Annotated in this window: 17 protein-coding genes; all 17 read right to left on the minus strand. The window is 61.4% G+C overall.

Going from position 1 to position 17,749, the window contains the following annotated elements; genetic code table 11:
• Nucleotides 1–25: 25 nt before the first annotated feature.
• Nucleotides 26–3,961, minus strand: coding sequence for a conjugal transfer protein TraG N-terminal domain-containing protein (locus tag CFB82_RS39260; RefSeq protein WP_244138044.1), 3,936 nt, complete (start codon nucleotides 3,959–3,961; stop codon nucleotides 26–28).
• Between the two features lie 2 nt (nucleotides 3,962–3,963).
• Complete coding sequence (locus CFB82_RS39265) at nucleotides 3,964–5,409, minus strand: conjugal transfer protein TraH (protein ID WP_027811089.1); 1,446 nt, start codon at nucleotides 5,407–5,409, stop codon at nucleotides 3,964–3,966.
• Complete coding sequence (locus CFB82_RS39270) at nucleotides 5,409–6,218, minus strand: conjugal transfer protein TraF (protein WP_089487630.1); 810 nt, start codon at nucleotides 6,216–6,218, stop codon at nucleotides 5,409–5,411. Before CFB82_RS39270 ends, CFB82_RS39265 begins: the two co-directional genes overlap by 1 nt.
• On the minus strand, nucleotides 6,215–6,409 hold the full coding sequence (locus tag CFB82_RS39275; protein ID WP_027811087.1) for a hypothetical protein: 195 nt from the start codon (nucleotides 6,407–6,409) through the stop codon (nucleotides 6,215–6,217). The genes CFB82_RS39270 and CFB82_RS39275 overlap by 4 nt, the downstream gene beginning before the upstream one ends.
• Nucleotides 6,406–6,906, minus strand: coding sequence for a hypothetical protein (locus tag CFB82_RS39280; RefSeq protein ID WP_027814060.1), 501 nt, complete (start codon nucleotides 6,904–6,906; stop codon nucleotides 6,406–6,408). Before CFB82_RS39280 ends, CFB82_RS39275 begins: the two co-directional genes overlap by 4 nt.
• Before the next feature lie 58 nt (nucleotides 6,907–6,964).
• Nucleotides 6,965–7,357 carry a hypothetical protein gene (locus CFB82_RS39285; protein ID WP_027811085.1) on the minus strand — a complete coding sequence of 131 codons (393 nt, stop codon included), beginning with the start codon at nucleotides 7,355–7,357 and terminating at the stop codon, nucleotides 6,965–6,967.
• Nucleotides 7,354–8,577, minus strand: coding sequence for a conjugal transfer protein TraN (gene traN, locus CFB82_RS39290; protein ID WP_252996729.1), 1,224 nt, complete (start codon nucleotides 8,575–8,577; stop codon nucleotides 7,354–7,356). The genes CFB82_RS39285 and traN overlap by 4 nt, the downstream gene beginning before the upstream one ends.
• Nucleotides 8,578–8,630: 53 nt before the next feature.
• Nucleotides 8,631–9,911, minus strand: coding sequence for a hypothetical protein (locus CFB82_RS39295; RefSeq protein WP_244138046.1), 1,281 nt, complete (start codon nucleotides 9,909–9,911; stop codon nucleotides 8,631–8,633).
• Between the two features lie 5 nt (nucleotides 9,912–9,916).
• Nucleotides 9,917–10,705, minus strand: coding sequence for a type-F conjugative transfer system pilin assembly protein TrbC (trbC, locus tag CFB82_RS39300; protein ID WP_089487633.1), 789 nt, complete (start codon nucleotides 10,703–10,705; stop codon nucleotides 9,917–9,919).
• On the minus strand, nucleotides 10,702–11,733 hold the full coding sequence (traU, locus tag CFB82_RS39305) for a conjugal transfer pilus assembly protein TraU (RefSeq protein WP_027811081.1): 1,032 nt from the start codon (nucleotides 11,731–11,733) through the stop codon (nucleotides 10,702–10,704). Before traU ends, trbC begins: the two co-directional genes overlap by 4 nt.
• Nucleotides 11,730–12,422: a hypothetical protein gene (locus CFB82_RS39310; protein ID WP_089487634.1), complete on the minus strand. Its 693-nt coding sequence runs from the start codon at nucleotides 12,420–12,422 to the stop codon at nucleotides 11,730–11,732. Before CFB82_RS39310 ends, traU begins: the two co-directional genes overlap by 4 nt.
• Before the next feature lie 46 nt (nucleotides 12,423–12,468).
• Entirely contained in the window at nucleotides 12,469–13,110 is a 642-nt protein-coding gene (traW, locus tag CFB82_RS39315; RefSeq protein ID WP_027811079.1) for a type-F conjugative transfer system protein TraW, read from the minus strand.
• 253 nt (nucleotides 13,111–13,363) lie between these two features.
• A complete protein-coding gene (locus CFB82_RS39320) occupies nucleotides 13,364–13,873 on the minus strand; it encodes a S26 family signal peptidase (protein WP_089487635.1) in 510 nt (169 codons plus the stop codon).
• A complete protein-coding gene (locus tag CFB82_RS42735; protein ID WP_125380529.1) occupies nucleotides 13,870–14,091 on the minus strand; it encodes a hypothetical protein in 222 nt (73 codons plus the stop codon). The genes CFB82_RS39320 and CFB82_RS42735 overlap by 4 nt, the downstream gene beginning before the upstream one ends.
• Nucleotides 14,088–14,456, minus strand: coding sequence for a TrbI F-type domain-containing protein (locus CFB82_RS39325; RefSeq protein ID WP_205713840.1), 369 nt, complete (start codon nucleotides 14,454–14,456; stop codon nucleotides 14,088–14,090). The genes CFB82_RS42735 and CFB82_RS39325 overlap by 4 nt, the downstream gene beginning before the upstream one ends.
• 2 nt (nucleotides 14,457–14,458) lie before the next feature.
• A complete protein-coding gene (traC, locus tag CFB82_RS39330; RefSeq protein WP_089487636.1) occupies nucleotides 14,459–17,053 on the minus strand; it encodes a type IV secretion system protein TraC in 2,595 nt (864 codons plus the stop codon).
• A gap of 14 nt (nucleotides 17,054–17,067) precedes the next feature.
• The gene (gene traV, locus CFB82_RS39335; protein WP_089487637.1) at nucleotides 17,068–17,748 is read right to left on the minus strand and encodes a type IV conjugative transfer system lipoprotein TraV; all 681 of its coding nucleotides are present in this window, start codon (nucleotides 17,746–17,748) and stop codon (nucleotides 17,068–17,070) included.
• Between the last annotated feature and the right edge of the window lies 1 nt (nucleotide 17,749).

Here is a 17,749-nt window from a genome sequence, read left to right on the forward strand (position 1 = left end):
CGTCCGGGGCCGCAAGGCCCCTTTTTCATTGGTTGTCGGGATCATCGTTTGCAACGCCCGCGCTCGGGAGCGACTTGACTCCACGTGCGTCATCTGCAGAACCGCGTCCTAGTCGACTCGCCGAAGCCAAAACGCTCGGGGAAGTGGCCGCGCCGCTTACCGCCGAGTCGTCGTGCGGAGCAGATGCGTCGGCTCCGACGGTTGCGGCATCGAGGTATTGCGAGGGTGTCGATGGCAAGGCATCCCCTGCAGCAGATGACCCGCCTGGCGCGCGACCGATCTGCACCTTTCTGTCGACGCCACCGACTTCTGACCCGACGCTTGCGAGGCCGATGCCACCGGACGGCGAACTTCTCCGGCCAGCTGGTTCAGGCGCGATAGGCGCCGGCGTAGCCTGCTCCTGACCAGAGTTAGCTGGTTTGACGTTGTCGACTCGTGAACCAGGGTTGCCAGCCGTCGTTCCAGGAGCCATGACTGAGACCCCGCCGCTACGCTTCATTGATGCGGTCGGCAAGCTACTTCCCCGACTTCCATCGTCAACCACCCGGCGACCCCGTATCGAGCCGACGGGCCGCGCTACAGCTTCTTGATCAGGGCTGGGTAGCTCCGGAGACGGCCGGCTGTATGTCCCGTCAGGAGCATCGGGCACTCGACGATCACTCTGCCGATGTGACATGTGATCATTGCCGGCCGGCAGAGTCACGATCCTGAAGTCAGATTCGGACAGACGCGGTTGAGTCGCGGGCGAGCCCGTGCCGGTTCCCGTCGCTCGAGCGGCTTCAAGAGTCGGGCCATTTCCCGTAGTTCGCGGATGTAGGAAGTTTTCAATTGGTGCCGAGGTGGACGTTGTTCCAGCCGGCCCGCTCGGCTGAATCGAGTTCACCCATGCCGACAGGGGCCCCTTGCTATCGGAAGCTGACGGCGCCGCGGGCGGAGAGGAAAGCGAGCGGCCCGGCGCCCGCTCGGGCGTCATGAGCGGCTTGTTGTCGGCCGACGGATCGACGTGGTCACGCACCTGCTTGATCGGCGCGGCGGACTCCCTCGCGACCCGTTGCTGCGTAACATCCACACGGTGCTGTGCGTCGGTCACGATTTGGGGCATCGGCGTCGCAACATCCAGGGGTGTCGTATCCACTGGTCCAACCGCACCTGCAAAACGCTGGAACGACGCGGGGGCACTTGCACCAACGCCGGACTGGTTGCGTTGGTCCAGGCGAACGACGTCGATGCCGCTCGCAGGGAGAGTAGACCCATCACGAGCCGTGGTCGGCAACGTCGAGTTGCGCGAAACGATGTCGCGCATCGCTGCATCTTGGGCGACCAGCTGAGCGATCTGCGGGGACGGCAACGTCATCAGCTGGCTGTATCGGATACCGTTGCGCGCAGCGACCGCCTGCAGGTTCTCAGGCGTCATCAGGTTGGTCGAGGTATCTACGCGCGAAACCACTTGCGTCGATCCGCGCTGGCGCACGTCTGCGCTGCGAGTGAGATCCGCTGCAACGCGAGAGCCGGACGAAACCTGGTCCGTCAGAGACGCCGACCGGTCGCGGCGAACGTGCTGCCCGGACTCCATTCCGGTGGAGTCATTGTGCATCTGCGAGCCTTCGTGAGAGACGTTATCGCTCTCGGTGTAGGCGGCCAAACTACTGTTTTGATCGACGAATTTTTGTGCGTCAGAATTCCGCCAAGACTTCGTATATCCACCTTCGCCCGAAACATCGAGACCAAACTTCAGACTCGACTGCCCTTTCCCCGTGCCACCGCCATTTGCATAATCCGCAGCCCGCACCTTCGATCGATACGCATCCCGAATCGCTTGAACTTCGTTCGGCGATTTTCCAAGTGACTCGGCCTTACGAGCGAGTTTGTCTTCTTCTGCTTGGTTAAAAAGAGGCGAGTTCGAGACCGGATTGCTGCTTCCTTGCCGACCATTGCCGGAAGGCCCACGCCCGCTACCACCGGCTGAGCCGCCGCCTCCACCGCCGGCGTTGCCGGACGGCGCCCCATCCTCGCCAAACGACTTGGCAAAGCCGCCACCAAGCATGATCGAACCTTTGGCTCCTGCAGAAGTTGTACCGTCGACGGAGTGCGACTGATCTATCGCATATTGCTGATCATGTGCGGTCCGCCGCTCACCTGTTTGGCTAGACGAGGCCCGCGTACCCGAACTGGAATCGTCGGACAGGCGCTGTGAGCTTCCACGCTCCTGGCTGCTCGAGACACTGTTCGTGCTGGACGCAAGCTGCTCCCGCCCAGCGAACGTGGAATTCGTGCGGTTTGCCGCGACACCCGTCGAGGTGTCGGTGCCGAGCGACCGCTCAAATGCGTCCTGGGACGTGGCCGAAACGCCGAGGCTGTTCTGAAACTCGGTGCGAGCGATCAGGCCATTGGCAAAGTTCGTGAAGGCCGAGCCGGTCCCGGTATCGACGTTCATCGACCCGGTGCGCGACTGCACAGTGTTGTCGTACTTGTTCGCCGAGGTCACGTTGCGCGACGCGTTATCGATCGACGACGAATCCATGTGCACGTTGCCGATGTTTTCGTCGCCTTGCGCCTGTTGACCACCGATCTGTTGAGCAGAGCCGGTCAACGCGCCGCTCAGTTGAGAGAACGCACCGACAACGCCGGCCGATGCGAAGTTCAGCAACAGCCACGCAAGGGGAGGCGTAATAATCACCATGTATCCAAGCAGCGCCTGCTCGTCGAGCAACGTCTGTCCGAACTTCGCCGCCATGCCGAACGGCACGCCGGCCTGCAGCGACATCGAGCGCATCTCATGGCTCAGGTGAATCAGCGACAGCCCGTTGATGACCGCGAAGAGCATCGGCCAGACAGACACCCATGCCACCGTCTTGGCGTACATCGCGAGGATTCGTTTGGCCCCATCCGCGCCGCTGATCAGGCAGAGCACCAGAATGAGCGGGAAAACCGCATAGATGATCGCTTCGGCATAGTTGCGAACGGTCGGCAGCGTGTTCTTGGCGAGAATCGCCATGGAGGCGAGTGAGCCGTTCGTCGCCACTGCAGCCTGGGCAGAACTCATCAACGCATTGACCTCGGCCACGCGCGCCGGATCGTTCAGCATCGCGGGCAGCTCCGCTCCCGCCTGGCGCCATACGTTGTTGAACATTGCCTGTCGTAGCGCCGACGACGCGTTCTGCGACGACTGGAGGATGAAGCCGTACGAATCTCCAATCGCGTTGACGAATTCCGCCTTCGCCATGGAGGGGTCGGCGATCTCCGGATACATCTCGCTGCCATACATCTGCTCGGCCGCTTGCTCAGCGTCCTGTACGCGCAGCAGCAACAAAGTGCCGGTCGCGGAACAGGTGTCCGTCGTAGGGTTCGCGGTGAGGGTGTTCGTCGTCACATATCGGGCAGGGCTCGTCGACGTGAACACGGTATTGAAGGGGTCGGTGCCGTTCATGATCGTCTTCGGATCAATCGCGCCGTCCTGGATGTCGTAGACCGTGCACTCCTTGAAGAACTGGATAAGGTCAGCGTGCAGCCCCGGATCGGTGATTTCAGCCTTGTTCACCTTCTGCAGCACGGAGATGCCGAAACCCACATCCCCCTTTTTCAGGGTCAGCGTATCCGGCACCGAAAAGATCGTTTCGTACGACTGTGTCAGCACGCGAGAGATGAGCGTGAAGCTCTGGGCAACCGCGGCGAGATAGGCGGGGACGTGATCCACCTCCCGAGTCGGCTGCACGTTGTTGACGTCCGTGATGAACACGTTCTCGACCGGTAGCAAAAGCAGCTGCGTCATCAGCATCGCGGCGGCGAACCACCGGAAGATCTCATAGCCTTTCCGGCCGATCGCGACGATCGTCCAGATTACGACGCCGCTCAACAACGTGTAACGGATGAGACCTGTCCAGGTTCCGCTACCCATGAAAGACGCGATACCCTGCATGACGTAGTACAAGGTATCGACGTTCCCATAGGTGTCAATTTCCATGTTCATTGAGTCCCCCCGCCGTTCAACGTCTGGCCAAAGGCCAACGAGTTCCGAAGCGAGGACGACACATTCGCGTGCACGGCGCGCTCGATCGATTGGAGTTGCTCGACCAGTTGCCACGCGTTCGACGTCTGGCTGAAGGCTTGCATCACTGCGCTGCGTGCTTCCGATTCGACCGTGTCAATGTTGGTATTGAGCTTCGTGGCCTCGTCGAGCAGCGACGTGCTGGATTTCACGGTGCCGTAACGCGCGATTGCCCGGCGAAGATCTTCAGCGGATCCGTGGATATACGCTTCGGCGTACTTGGCAGCGATCAGCGACTGGTAGGTACTCAACAACTGGTCAGCCAGAGACGAGTTGTTCAGACGCGTGCCGACCGCGATCATTTTGTAGACCGGCAGGTCCGTCATGCTCAGGAACCGAAACGTGTCCGCCGGGTTCGGGATCGCGGAGCGCGATGCGATCGCATCCGTGATTACCTGCAGCTTTTGCTGTACGAGCGTACGGAAGGGGGTGTATCCAATTTCCTGAACTGACGGATTCAGGCACTTCGTCGTCTCGTCACACACGTACACCTGAATCGTGGTGCCACTGTTCGCAGCAGGATCGTTACCGACCAACTCCTGCACCGTGAGGCTGCCGATTCGCGGCAGGAATACAGGATTCACCTCCGTGCCGCCCGAATCCGACGGGTCGGGAAAAATGACCGTCCCCACCAGCGACATGAGGAATTCGCGATCCGACGTGCTCAGGTCCGGCAGCTGCTGCAGCGCCTGCCACGTCACATTGCCGTACGGCTGCTTGGCCGCGAGATTGGAATCCGATGCAGTGGCCGTATTGATCGTCTGCGCCGCTTGCGCCGAGCTGTTTCCGGTATTTGTCCAGGCATCCGTCATATCCGAATACAGGTTCGTGAATGGCCCGAGCGTGTCGGCCAGGTTCGCCTGCTCTTTTTTCCATGCAACAGGCGTCACCGCATTGACGATGCCCTCAGCGGCCTGGCACGAGTCGATGTTCATCCGATTGACGTCGCGGGCGATGGTCTGCAACGACTGCATGACGTTGTCGCAGGTCGGGCAGAGGTTCTGCAGGGCAAGCTTGAATGCGTAGCCCAAGGCGTTCGAGCCGATGTTGCGCAGCAGCGCAACAAACTGCTCCTTATTGATGAAGCTGAACCCGCCGGCAAACAGGTCAATCCCGCCGCAACCCGCACCCCATTCCGGTGCGGTGACGCTCGCGAGCTGGTAAGTCTTGTGTGGCGTGCGCATGAACACACTGCCGCCGCTGTACATATCCATCGTCTCGCCCTGCAACGCCCGAGGGCTCGATACGTTGCCCATGGCGTTGATTGAGTCGAAGACCTGCTGCATCGACATCGCCTGCGCACACACCGGGGCGATGGCAACCACTGCAGCCGTCAGTACGGCAAACCAGCGTGTCGGTTTCATCAGAAAAGCTCCCCGGGCTGCGAGGCAGTGAGAACGAAAATGCGGTCGATGATGTCCTGGAGGGACATCGTTCCCGAGCCGATCATTGCGTGGTCGCCGGTCTCTTTGGACGCAATGAAGAGGGCGGGCACCTGCTGCACACCCCAGACCGACGCCTGACCGTGGTCAGGCGTCGGGTTCGGAAACTCGCCAATACCCCGACCGTCCAGAGAGACCGGCAGCACGTCGATGCCATAGCGCTGCGCGAGCAGCACAATCGTCGGGGCCATCGCATGGCAGTACGGGCAGTCCGAGCGGAAGAAGAAAATCAGGCCGTGCTTCTGCGCGAGTGCACGCAGTTGCCCGTCCTGGTCGGAATCCCGGGTCCGGTCATAGGTATGGACAGCGACGTTGTTGGTCGGACGCTTGAGCGAGTAATCGAGGCTCGGGTTCTGCCATACGACTCGGCGCCATTGATCGGCGAAGACAGCGCTCTTTTGCTGGACGTACTCCCAAAGCTTGATGTACTCCTTGATGTGCTCGAGCGTCGGGTCCATGTTTGCGACGTCGAGTCGGTGCTTCAGTGCCTCGCGCATCTCGTCGGCCGACTTGATCTGATCGAAGTCGTCGGAATCGACCGGTTTGGCCGCGCTCGCACCCGCGGGCGCCGCGGGCTTGTCGTCATCGCAGTACCAGTTGAATTTCTCTTGCCCGTCGCAGCTCCAGGCGGACTTGTAGTCCAACCCGTCTGCGTCCGCAAACGGCGGCACCAGCAGCGCTGCAGGAAGCAGGACCGCTACCGCGAGCCGGAATCCACGGAATGCGCTCATGGCCGGCTCCGCTGCGCGTCGACTTCAAAGCCGGCGTCCTCGAGCAACACGGAAATGGCTTCGCGCGACGGCGCGGCGCCGTGCGTTACCCGGAAGGTCGCGCGGTCACTGGCGGCACCAGCAAAGAGATGGCTCGGCAAGTCGGGCGCCGGCGCGGCGCGCATACTGGTGATCGTAATCTGCAGTCTCACTTCACCTCTCCTTCGCGGATTGCACGACTAAGTTCGGCACGCGGCCGTCCGATCGAGTCGAGACGTCTGCGCAGTCCGATAGGCGAGGGCGGGGAAACGCCGAGATCCGTCGCAAGCATGACGACGACAGCAACGAGCCACGCGACGAACAAGCCGTGACCAACCTGAGGGGCGAGCGTCGTGATCGGCACGTCGTCAGTGCGCCAGTGCATACAAATGGCGGCCGACGGCGCGTGGCGAGCCGCCGTATCGGTGCATGTCCGCAGTCGGATCGTGTCCGGATTCGTACCGCTTCCAGCCGCCTGTTCGAGCACGGTCGTTGCCATACCCGTGAAAGACCCATGATTCAGTATTGCGAGCGCGACGACGGGGACGGCCGCCGGCACAATGACGAAAGCGAAGAGGAATCGCCGCACGTAGCAGGGCAGGCTGGCGAGCAGCGCATAGCGCCAGTTCGAGCGGACACGCGAAGGGGGAAACAGGCTTTCGATGGACATGATCAACGCTCCTGGGTAGTGAGGGTTTTGAAATCTGCAACCAGTGGGCGGCCCCGCGTCACGGTGTATCTCCTGCAGGTTGCGCCGGCGCCGCCGGCGCCAAGCCAATCGGCGGAATTCGATCGCGGCAGTAGTTCATCTTCACGTCCAGACGCCCGCTGGTTTCGCCCGCCTCGGTCTGGATGCCGCGGACGTCGAACAGCACATCCAGACGCTTGCAGCCAGGCCGCGGCAAGTCGCCGATCGAGCGAGCCGTGACGTAGACCGGACCGTTGGCGTGCAGCTTGGTGACGAGTGAACCCGCAACGGGTCCACGCAGCGCGCCAAACGCTGACCCGTGATCAATCGCGTCGATGAGAACTGCACTGAAGTCGTCGTAGCTGCCGGCGAAGGCGGCGGCCGGCAGCGCAAAAATCGCAGTAGTAAACGCTGCGGAGACGAGGCGCTTCATTGGGATACCCCTTTGCCGCTTCCGATCGATTGCCGCACGCGCTGCAGAATCGCGTCCTCGTCGACGGCTTTGGACTGGATCGAATTGACGAACTCGGTAAAGTCGATACTCGAAAAATCGATACGCTGCAGCTGGTCGGCCGTGAAGCCACCGCAGCCTGCGAACGGGATGCCGAGTTGCGCCTTGCCTTGCTGGTTGACAAGCTTCGCGATCAGCGAGTTGAAACAACAGTAGCTCTTCTTTTCCTCGACGCACACGCCGAGCACGCGCTTGGAGCAGCCCTGGTTGTACTGAACACAGAGGTTCTGGCCACGCTTCAGACTGAGCACCTGCTCGTCAGGGGAACAGGCGAGCCACATCTGGATCAGCTGCGCAGCGATCTCGGCCGCGAATACGTACGGATTGAAATCGGCAAGCTGAACACCATTGGTGAGGGAGAACGAAAAACTAAAGCCGTAGGCACCAAAGGTTCCGGAGGTAGACAACGCCCTGTCCGCCCATGCGCCCATCTGCAAGAGACCAGAGTTCACGATCGAGCTATCGACCGTTTCGTACAGCTGGTCAAAGACATACTTCGACCCTAACGCGATGCCCTGCTTCGCCGCCGTTCCGCCAACCGACAGTCCAGCGCTGACCGCGGCGCTTCCGATCGCGTTGTTCGAGTAAGCGGCACCGCCGCCGTTGCTGGTGCAGCAGCTCTTGATCTCGAGGCCGCCCAGCACCTTGATCGAGCAGCTGCTGTCGTAGCCTTTGAAAATGTTCACGTTACCGCCACCGACACCGTAGGCGCCGGCTTCGCGCCCGGTTTCCAGCCCTGCTACGACCTTGCCGAGCGCGCCGTCCGCACCACTACTTGACGAGAAGCATCCGGCACCCGGTGCGCACATCGTGTTCGTGCATTGGGTGACGGTCGTCGTGTGCGCCGGAGTATCGAGACACTGGTACGTGTACTGCATCGTGTCGCAGCTTCCCTGCACCGCGTCGTTGTATGACACACACCGCTGGTTCACTAGGCCGCAGCCTTGCTGCTGCAATGGCGCGCAGTCGTTAACGGTGGAAGCGGCTTGGCATTCGTAGGTATCCTGGTAGTTCCAGCAATCCTGGTAGAGCGGAATCCCGTTGATGATGCGTGTGCCGGCCGGCTCGATGCAGGTTGAACCAGTGCGTTGGCAGGTGGGCGCGGCATACGCTACCGGCGCGGCGAGCAGGGTGACGGTCATTACACTGCCGACGAGGGTGAACGCACGCGCAGCGAACATGAGAGCGCGGATATTCATTGTGCGGCCCGCTGTTCGAACGAGCTGCACTGGTCGATCCAGTTCGGCGTGCAAGTCGCGGTGCAGATCTGGTTCAGCGTGAGCTGAACTCGGGCCTGCCCGCCGCCCTGGAAACCGTACCCGCCTATCGCCGCTTGAATCTCGACGGTATTGACGCCCTCGTGCAAATACGAGCGGATGTCGGTGTTGGGCGCAATGGTCGACGGGTTCCCCTCGTACTCGCTACCGAAGGTAAAGAACGGTCGATACTCTGTGAGACCGCCATCTGCCGTAAAGGCAGTTTTATCCGAACACACGCTCCGAATGCCGTTGTAAATCAAATTGTGTGTGAAGGTCACACCAGGCGAGGACGCGGCAAGATAGCCGGTGGTCTGCCGTCCATCAATACCGCCGGCCGACGCCGGCAGCGTCGCCACTCCGCATTGGAGAATGCGCCCGCCGTCCGGCGCATCGGTGTAGACCGTGACGCCGTTAATGTCGACGCTGCGCAGCGTATTGTTTGCCGTGATCTGGCTGATGACTGCGGTACCGATCTGACCAAGGTTCTGGACGCTGAAACTCATCGAGCCGGACACGGTCAGTCCGTTGTAGCCTGAGTTGTCGTGATAGCCCGTGTCAGCGCCGAAGTTCCAGAGCGCAGAGTTCGATGCCAGGCGCGCGGCAAACCCGCCGGTGAAGCTTCCCTCGACGACCCCGCCAGCGGCGCAGCCTTGATAGGGTTCGGTGCAGACGGGGTCATTGATGCGGTTGCAGGTATAGGTTTGCGTACCCACGGCCTGTTCGCAGGTTTCCTTCCGGTAGGTCGCCGGCACCGTCGACGTCACGTTGTGGCAGTCCTGCGAACTCGTCGTAGACCCGGGGTTATTGATCGTGCCCTTGCTTCCGGTCACGATCGGATCGCTCGCGGTGATCGGCATGCGATTGGGAGGCTTCTTCGCGAGGTAATTCACGGCATCGCATTCCTGACGCCAGTAGGCACTCGGGTTCGCTGGCTGCGTCGAGCAATCCGCTTCCTTCCCTGACCCGGCCGGCCCGAGACTGCCCTGCCCACCGCCATACAGCGGCGTCAGCTCGCCGTCCTGGTTCGTGTAGTTCGGCACGTTCGAGCCACCGCCACTGATGCTTCCGTGAGCCGCGTTCATTCCTGACTTACCGAACGACTGGCCTTCAGTAAACGCAGTCCCGGTAGATGGGGCGTCCGCAGCAGCGCACACGGCGACCGCAGCCAGAGCGGTCGCGATGGCCAGTGGTGCGCTTCGGCGCAGGGTTGCCCGCATTCCGTTCATTCGACATCCCCCAGTGCACGGAGATATCGCTCGGCGATCCCCCCGTAGGTAGGGCTGTGATCGACGATCTGGCGCAGGGCATACGCGGGCGTCACGTCTCCCGACAAGGAGACGTACGACGCCGGCAGCGCACATCCGCTGCTGTCGACCTGACTGTTGGCGTCTCCACCGCGTGTGACGACATAGGCGGGCACACGGGCGATGCGATACTGCGTGAACGCCTTCGGGTTGACGACGATGCCGCCGGACGCAATCCCCAGCCGCTGCATTTCAGCGGCCGTCGCCTTCAGCGAGTCGTTCTTGAAGCCCCGGAACACCACAGTTCCCCCGGCCTGATTCATGGTCTTCACCAGGCGTACCAGCGAGGCAGCGGGCATCGAGAAGCTCGCGAACGCGACGAAGGAGTCGGTCACACGACGCTGCGTACGGCTTTCGTACCGTTTGGCGACGGCGAACGGATCTGCACCGGCGGCGGCTGGCGCCGGCGTCGGTAGGTTCGGGAACGCGTTGCCATCGTGAGCTGCCTTTGCTGCCGCCTGGGCCATCTGCCGATCGCGACTGCGCTGGATACGGCTCATCTCGGCATCAATCGCATCCGACGATGGCATCACGCCTCGGTAACGTGCGGTGCCGCTGGCTGCCTCATCGAAGGTCGCTCGGCGCGTGGTATTGATCTGCTGCTGCTCACGCGCGAGCGCGTCATTCGACACGGTTTGTGCCGACACATGACCGGCCGCGAGGGCGATCGTGCCGGCGGCTATGATGGAGAAAGTGAGCCGACTCATTGGGGCAAGTCTCCGAGGTTCGCACCCATGCAGCAGTTGCGCTTGCGGAAAATCTCGTACGCGAAGTCCTCCCCCGTGTACGGGATCATCTTTCCGGCGCCCCAGAGCGCCGACGTGCGGCCATACGGCTGACAGCACTGACCGTTGATCTGGTCGGTTTGCGCAACGGGGTAGAGCATCGTGTACTTGTATTGGGTCTTGTCCATCACCGGCTGCAGGTAGTAGCCGCACATGGCCCCGTCACCTGTCGTGCCCCACATCAAACCCTCGCGATGCAGCTTTGCGGTCATGCGCTCGACCAGCAGTGACGACGCCTGGATCGCGGACACATGGGCCTGAACGTGGCCGTTGAATGGATAGATCGAGCCGTTGCAGCCCGCGCACCAGAAGAGCAGGTTGCTGCCGAAACCTAGGCTCGAGAGCACGCAGTCACCTGCGCAAGCGGCCTGGGCGATCGGACTGCCGAACAGGTAGGTCTCCGGCTCGAGGAGCATGGTGAGATCGTCGTCGCTCCACGTCGGATCGACTTCGGTCATGTACGCGACATCGAAGCTGCCCGTCTCCATACAGGGGTCGTCTAGTAGGATCTCGGTGTAGTACATGACCGGATCGGTGTACCAGTGCACCTGATAGAAGCTCTGCTTGGTGTCGTCCTTCTGCTCGCGCACCTCCCCCTCCGGGGCGTGGATGCCCGGGTTCAGCGAGATCCCGCCGAGCGACACGAAGCAGTAGGGCGAGCGCGTGACGTCGACGCGCCGGATCGGCTCCCAGAAGCTGAACTTGACGCCAAACGTGCCGCTACAGAAGCAGAGGAATCCGCCCGGGTTCGGGGTGTCGTCCTGGCCCATATTGAGGAACGTGACGCTACCGATGGCCATCGGGAAAGCGCATTCCCAGCAGATATCCGTGATCGGATTGGCGAATCGGCCGACACACTGACCGGCATCGGCCGGCGCCGAGAACGAGAAGCAGCTGGCAACCAGCGCGATCGCGAGAATCCAGCGGCGAAGGAGAGGGCGCATGCTCATGAAAGCAGCTCCCGCATCGCCGGATACACGTGGAAGACGAAGTCGATCAGGTATGCGCCGACGTGATGGCCAAGGCGATAGACGATCGGCAGGAGGATCACTGCAAGACCGCCGGTCGCCGCACCGGCAACGCCCCAAGCGGCGACCCAATCCACACGTGACGTTACCGTGGCCAGGATGTCGAGCAGCTTCGCTCCAATCGAACGACGTGCGGACTCAACAACGCCGGAGACGGGAAGAGGCTCATCCAACTGGACCGTATGGGTCGATTCGACGCCGATACCGAGGGCGGCCTTCACCCCCTTCTCGATACGACCGATCAGCTCAACGGCTTCGACCTCGCTCAGATGCTCGGCGAGGACCGCAGCAGGACGGTGGATATCATCTACAGCACCCGCCACAACACGAAAGGTTTCCCCGCTGCTGTCTCCTACGATCTGGCGGTCAGGTTGAACGGATAGACGAGCGACCCTGCTGTCGTAGGGGCTCGCGCGCCAGTAGTAAGTCGCGAGCACACCCTTTCCTGAAACGACGACCTGATCATTGGTGACGTCTACGACATACCGGATCGGCTCGACTGTCGCATTGAAGTGCTGAAGAGCAGCAGCGCCGTCGTGGGGCGAGTTCTTCTCGACGACGTCGATAACGGCCGGGTCGGCAGTGAAGTCCAGACGGTCATAGTTGTTCATCGCGATTCCGATAAATTGGGAGGTGACAGGTGATTTGGTCGCCGGGTCAACGCAGTTGCTCCGCAGGTTCTTCCTCAAGAAGCAGTTGGTTGCCGCGCTGGCTGATGACGGCCGGCACGCGGGTGATCCCGAAACGCTGGCTAAGTCGACCCTGCTGATCGAAATACACTTGCCGTTTCCACGACTTCGTCAGGTCAAACCACGAACCAGCAGTCAGGATCGGTTTGATGGAATCGCCGGAGCGGGCCGCGAGCGCCTGCACCGCCTTGACCTGTCCCGCATCGCGGCCGTCGAAGAACACCAGGCGCTCGTGCAGCGTGACAATGTCGAGCGGATTGATACGCGTGCCGGCGGCGACGATCACGGCGCCCTCGTCGTTGGTGACGGGCTTGGAGTAGGTGACCGTCGGATCAATCAGGCGACTCGAGTACGCGCTGACGGTCGAAATGCCCGGCACCGGGGGCAGGGACGTGACGTCATGCAGCGCGCGCTGGCGCGCACGGCGCTCGATGGCCGCCAGCCCACCATTGGCTTGCAGTTCGAGCAGGCGGCGCTTCAGCATCGCAATCGCGTCGTGCTCCGCAATCGGATACGTCGGGCCAACCACGCCCAGGTCCTCCGCAATCGCTGAAATTGGGGATACCGCGACCGTCAGTGCCGCGATCCACAGGACTGCAGCTCGTCGGATAAGCTGTCGTAGCTGCCTCCAACCAACGAGCAAGCAGGCTGGACCTATCCCTGTGTCCACTATTTGGACGATAAAGAAATGAGGTGTACCAATGACATGCCTATAAACCAGGCCACCAGAAACCCCACACCAAGACAGAACACGATCACGCACATCCATACGGCCCATATGAACAAGCCAATTGCAAGCATCAGAAGCGTCATCTGAGCCTCCAGTTGAAGCGCCGGCCGGCGTGCTGAGGGCGCGGCAGCGGTTAAAAAATTTCATAGGCCTCCCCGACGATTGCGGTTTGAGGAACGGTGCCGGCGATCGAGTACCGCGAATCGAGGCTGTTCGGGTTCGGCGTGGCCACGAAGTAGTGTCCCGGCGGAATCACGCCGTCTTCGGTCGGAAACAGCGCCATCCCTGCAAGCGAGAGCGGCTTGGCGTAGCCGATATAGGTCTGATTGACCCAGATGTTGCGACCAACGACGTGCACGACATCGCCAGGCAAACCAGCCACGTGTTTGATGAAGGTCAGTCCTGCGGGGTAGGTCGCCCCACCGTGCCACCGAAATGCGATGGTGTCGCCGAGGCGCGGCCGACAGGGGCCCTTGCGGATGAAGTAGAGCGTCCCCGGCAGACTGGTCGACATGTTGAACGTCAGCCCATACCAAGGCGTGAGGCCCCATGCGACAGCCGCCACGACCGTCAGCGCGACCACGGTGCGAACAAACCGTCGATAGCGAGCCAGGCCGCTGGAGTAGGCGACGAGCGCGATCACTGCTCATCTCCGCGAAGGTCGGTTTTTGCAAAATTCGCGCCCCCCGATCGACGCAAGTCGAAATGCGTCGTTACGTTTGCAAGCGCCGCCGCACAAGTACTGGTCGAGGCGGCCAGATAATCACCAACGGCGGTCGGTGCAAATCGTCCGCCCACCATTTTTGTTCCAAGCGTGCGCGCAGAAAACTGGGAGAGGGCCGTCGATCGGAGACGAGTCATTTCGCGATCCTCTTGGCGATCAGGTCAGTGAGGTCGGGCGCATCACCTGCGAGCACGGCAGCTTTATTGACGACAACGCAGCCGCACTGTGTGCCGAGCTGGTCCAGCGCGGCCGACAGGCGCTTTGCGTAATCGCCGGCGTGTTGGGTCGCCTTATTCTTCGCGTCGTCCGTCATGTGGACGGGATCGCCATTATTGAAGGTCTTCAGCAGCGTTTCCTGCTCATCGCTGATGAGCTTCTGCACGTCAACCACGACGACCGGCGCAACTCTTTCGCGTTGCGTCCATAAGTAGACGAGCGGGGAGCCCAGCACCAATGAAGCGCCGATCGAGATAAGGCCGGTGAGTACGAGGTCGTGTCGCATGTTCACTTCCGTTTGGCTTGGATTAGGGCGCGGATCGCGTCTTCTGTGGACGTGCCGCCGGCACGCAAACGCTGCATGAATTCGTAGTCCGGCCCCTTCGTGGTCGCCATGGCCAGCGTGAATTCGTCAGGGATATGGCGCAGTAGGTGCGTGCCGCCGTTCGGATCGACGAGGACGAACTCGCTATAGCGACCGGGTACCGGGCGTAGCGACTTCAACATGCGTTTCAACCCCGGCGACAGATCCATCACGTCGCCCTTCTCGATCTTCTTGAGCGTGTCGTCGCTTTGCTTGAGGTGGAACTTCCATGCGGAGTTGTCGAACGCGGCCTGCGTTGCCTTGTTCATCCCGGCGTCGGTGATCCCCTGCGTCGCGAAAAAGAAGCTGCCTTCGTATTTGCGCGCACGCCGATAGCCTTCTTCCATGAAGTCGGCCGATTCCTGATCGTCACCGACGATCTGCCAGCCCTCGTCCTGCAGGAACAGCTTCGGTCGCGACCGGTCAAAGCGGTACATTTCGTTGGTGACCTGATTGGTCAGGCCGAGCATGATCACCGTGCGCAGTTGGGGATCGCTGTTGAGGTGCTCGAGCTCAAGTCCAACCACTTCATTGTCGAGTCGTACGTTGGTGCGCCCGTTGACGTAGTCGCCGTAAACACCCCCCTTGCAGAACGGTTCGAGACGCACGGCAAGTTCATACGCGATGCGCTCGGGTTGCCCATTCTGGTCCTTCAGGCTCAGCAGGGCGTCTCGCACCAACGTGGGACTACCTTCCTGGCCGTAGTCCTTCCATACGATGCGCACTGCGACATCGAGCAACGCGCCCTCGAACGGAGTGATAGGAGCGGTCGGCGATACCATGCGCGCGATGATCGGCCGGATGAATTTCACCTCGCTGTCGAGACCATTTTCGGTATCGATGCCAGCGGTCGAAAACGCATTGATGACGATTCGCGACCCAGGCTTGAAGTCGATGTACTGGCCGTCTCCCATGTCGATCTGCTTTTCGTACGAATAGCCCACGTCACAGATCCGGATGATTCCGCCGACCGAGCGGAACGCTCCGATGATGTCGTTCATGAGCACCGATTTACCGGCGCCGGAAGTACCATCGACAAAGCCGTTGTAGTTCGTTCCGCTCGAGTAAATGTCTACAAGCGCGGGTGTACCGCGACGGCCAAAAAAGAGCAGGCTTGCCCGTCCATTCGTACCCGACCACTCGCCGAGCACCGGTGCCATATCGGTCGCATTTACGGTGGTCTTGGTGGTGATCAACCGAAACTTCTTGAGGTCGTCCCGCATGTCGCTTGTCAGCATCATGGGCAGGGCCGACAGGAATGTCGTCAGTTGCTGGGTCAGCATCGGGAACAGCTTGAAGCGCTCCGAACGCCAGATGCCTTTCGCGGCCGCCACACACTGCTCCATCTTCTTGCGCGGCGCGAAGAGCGTGAGCGTGTGATAGAGCTCACACATCGAGCCCCCTTGCGTGAGCTGCATCGAGACGGCTTTCCAGTCCTGATTCTGCAGCGCCAGTTCGGGCTGCAGCTTCGCGATCTTCGATTCGGCGTTCTGCGTCGCGCGCGCACTACGCAAAGCGGCCCGTGTCTCGACGGCGGTCTGATCGAGAATCAGGACGCCGAGCGTGATCAGGTACGGGCAGGGGTATTGATGGACATCGTTGAAGAGCGAGCCGACGATGTTGTTCATCTCCCACAGCTCTTTGCTCTTCGGATACTGGTGCACGCCAAAGCTGCGCACAGCGATGCGTGCGTCGGGCTCGTCGGCATCCTCCGGCGGCACTCCGTAGAGCAAATGCTTTGCCTTCACCCGCATGTGGTGACCGAAAGCCGTCAGTTGGTCACGAATGGGCTTGTCGTCGCTATAAGTCTGATCGATCGTTTCAGCCCCATCGCCAAAGAACGCACCGGGGTTGAGGATCGGCCAGAGAAAACGCAACAGATCGTTGGGCTCCGCGCTACGGCTTGCCAGGCTTGCGGAACTCAACGTCGCACCGACGACGTCGCGAATATTCTGGATTTCTTCGATCAGCTTCAGATCGTCGAGCGAGCCCTTGCGCACGATCGACAGCAACAGCCGCTTGTCCGTGATCGAATAGTTTTGGCCAAGAAACAGCGGCTGGCCGAGTTTGCCGCGAATGAATGCGGCGCGGCGCTCGGCCTGTTCCAGATAGAACGAGGGCGCACGTCCCGCCTCGGCGTACTCGCGCCGAAGGTCGACGTAGGCGTTCAATGACTCCTCGATGATGGGGTCGCCCAACAGCATCCATTGGAGCCCATAGCCGGCCGGAACCGAGTCATATAGGCCGTGGAGACTGCGGATCAACTCCGCGTCGGCGCCCGTCTGCGGTGCAACCGCAAGCACGAAGCCAACCGAATCCGTGTTGTAGTAGAGCTCGGTAGCGGGGTCGTACTGGTCATACGGAAGCAGGTTATGAAGTCCGACCGTCTCTATGCGTCGCTGGTCCGCGGCAACGGGCGCGGGCGGCCCGAGATCGTCCTCGGTGCCGAGAATTGCTTCGCTGATCGCAATTCGCGCGAGCGATTTCGCGTCATCGATCCAGGCCTGCAAGGTGCTCATCAATGACTCCTGGATCAATGGTCCGTCGCTGCGGGCATCGCAGCCGCTGCACGGTCGACTGCGCCGGCAGGCGTGAGAATGCCCTGCATGACCCGATCAGCACTCGATATCGACCCCGACGTCGAATCGCTGTTGGAGCTGAAAGTAGCCGCCTTGCTACCGCTACTGCTAGCATCCCGCGCAGGAGTCGGCGGCATCACCGGCCGGAACGCGGCCTGGATGCGCTGCTGGTTGTGCGCGATCGACCAGTGGCCAGGATCGACGATCAGATAGACGTATTCCTGGTCATGCAAGTCGGAGTCCGCGTCCTGCCACGGCGCGAACCAGACACGCATTTCGCGCGAAGCCGTGTGAAGCGGAGCGCCGCTATCGAGCGCTTTGGGGAGAATCCCGGCGGCGCCGACGACGGGTCGAGAACTGGCACTGACCGCAGCACCCGATGCGCTCGATGCCGGGCCGGTATCTCCGGCATAGCTTCCGAGTGCGATATTGGTCGTCGCGCCGGCGCCTGTATGAACGCGCTGATCGGGCAGGTTATGCGCGATCGCGTTGGCATAGATGCCGGACATGCTGCTGCAGAGCACGCCTTCAGGCGCCTTGCAGGCGAATTGCGAACTCGCGTCGTAGCCGCTGAAGCTGCAGCCGGTCAGACTGAGAAGGGCCGAAAGCGTGGCGAGCATGATCTTGTTTTTCATG

This window comes from Burkholderia sp. HI2714 (assembly GCF_002223085.1).
Lineage (GTDB): Bacteria > Pseudomonadota > Gammaproteobacteria > Burkholderiales > Burkholderiaceae > Burkholderia > Burkholderia lata_D.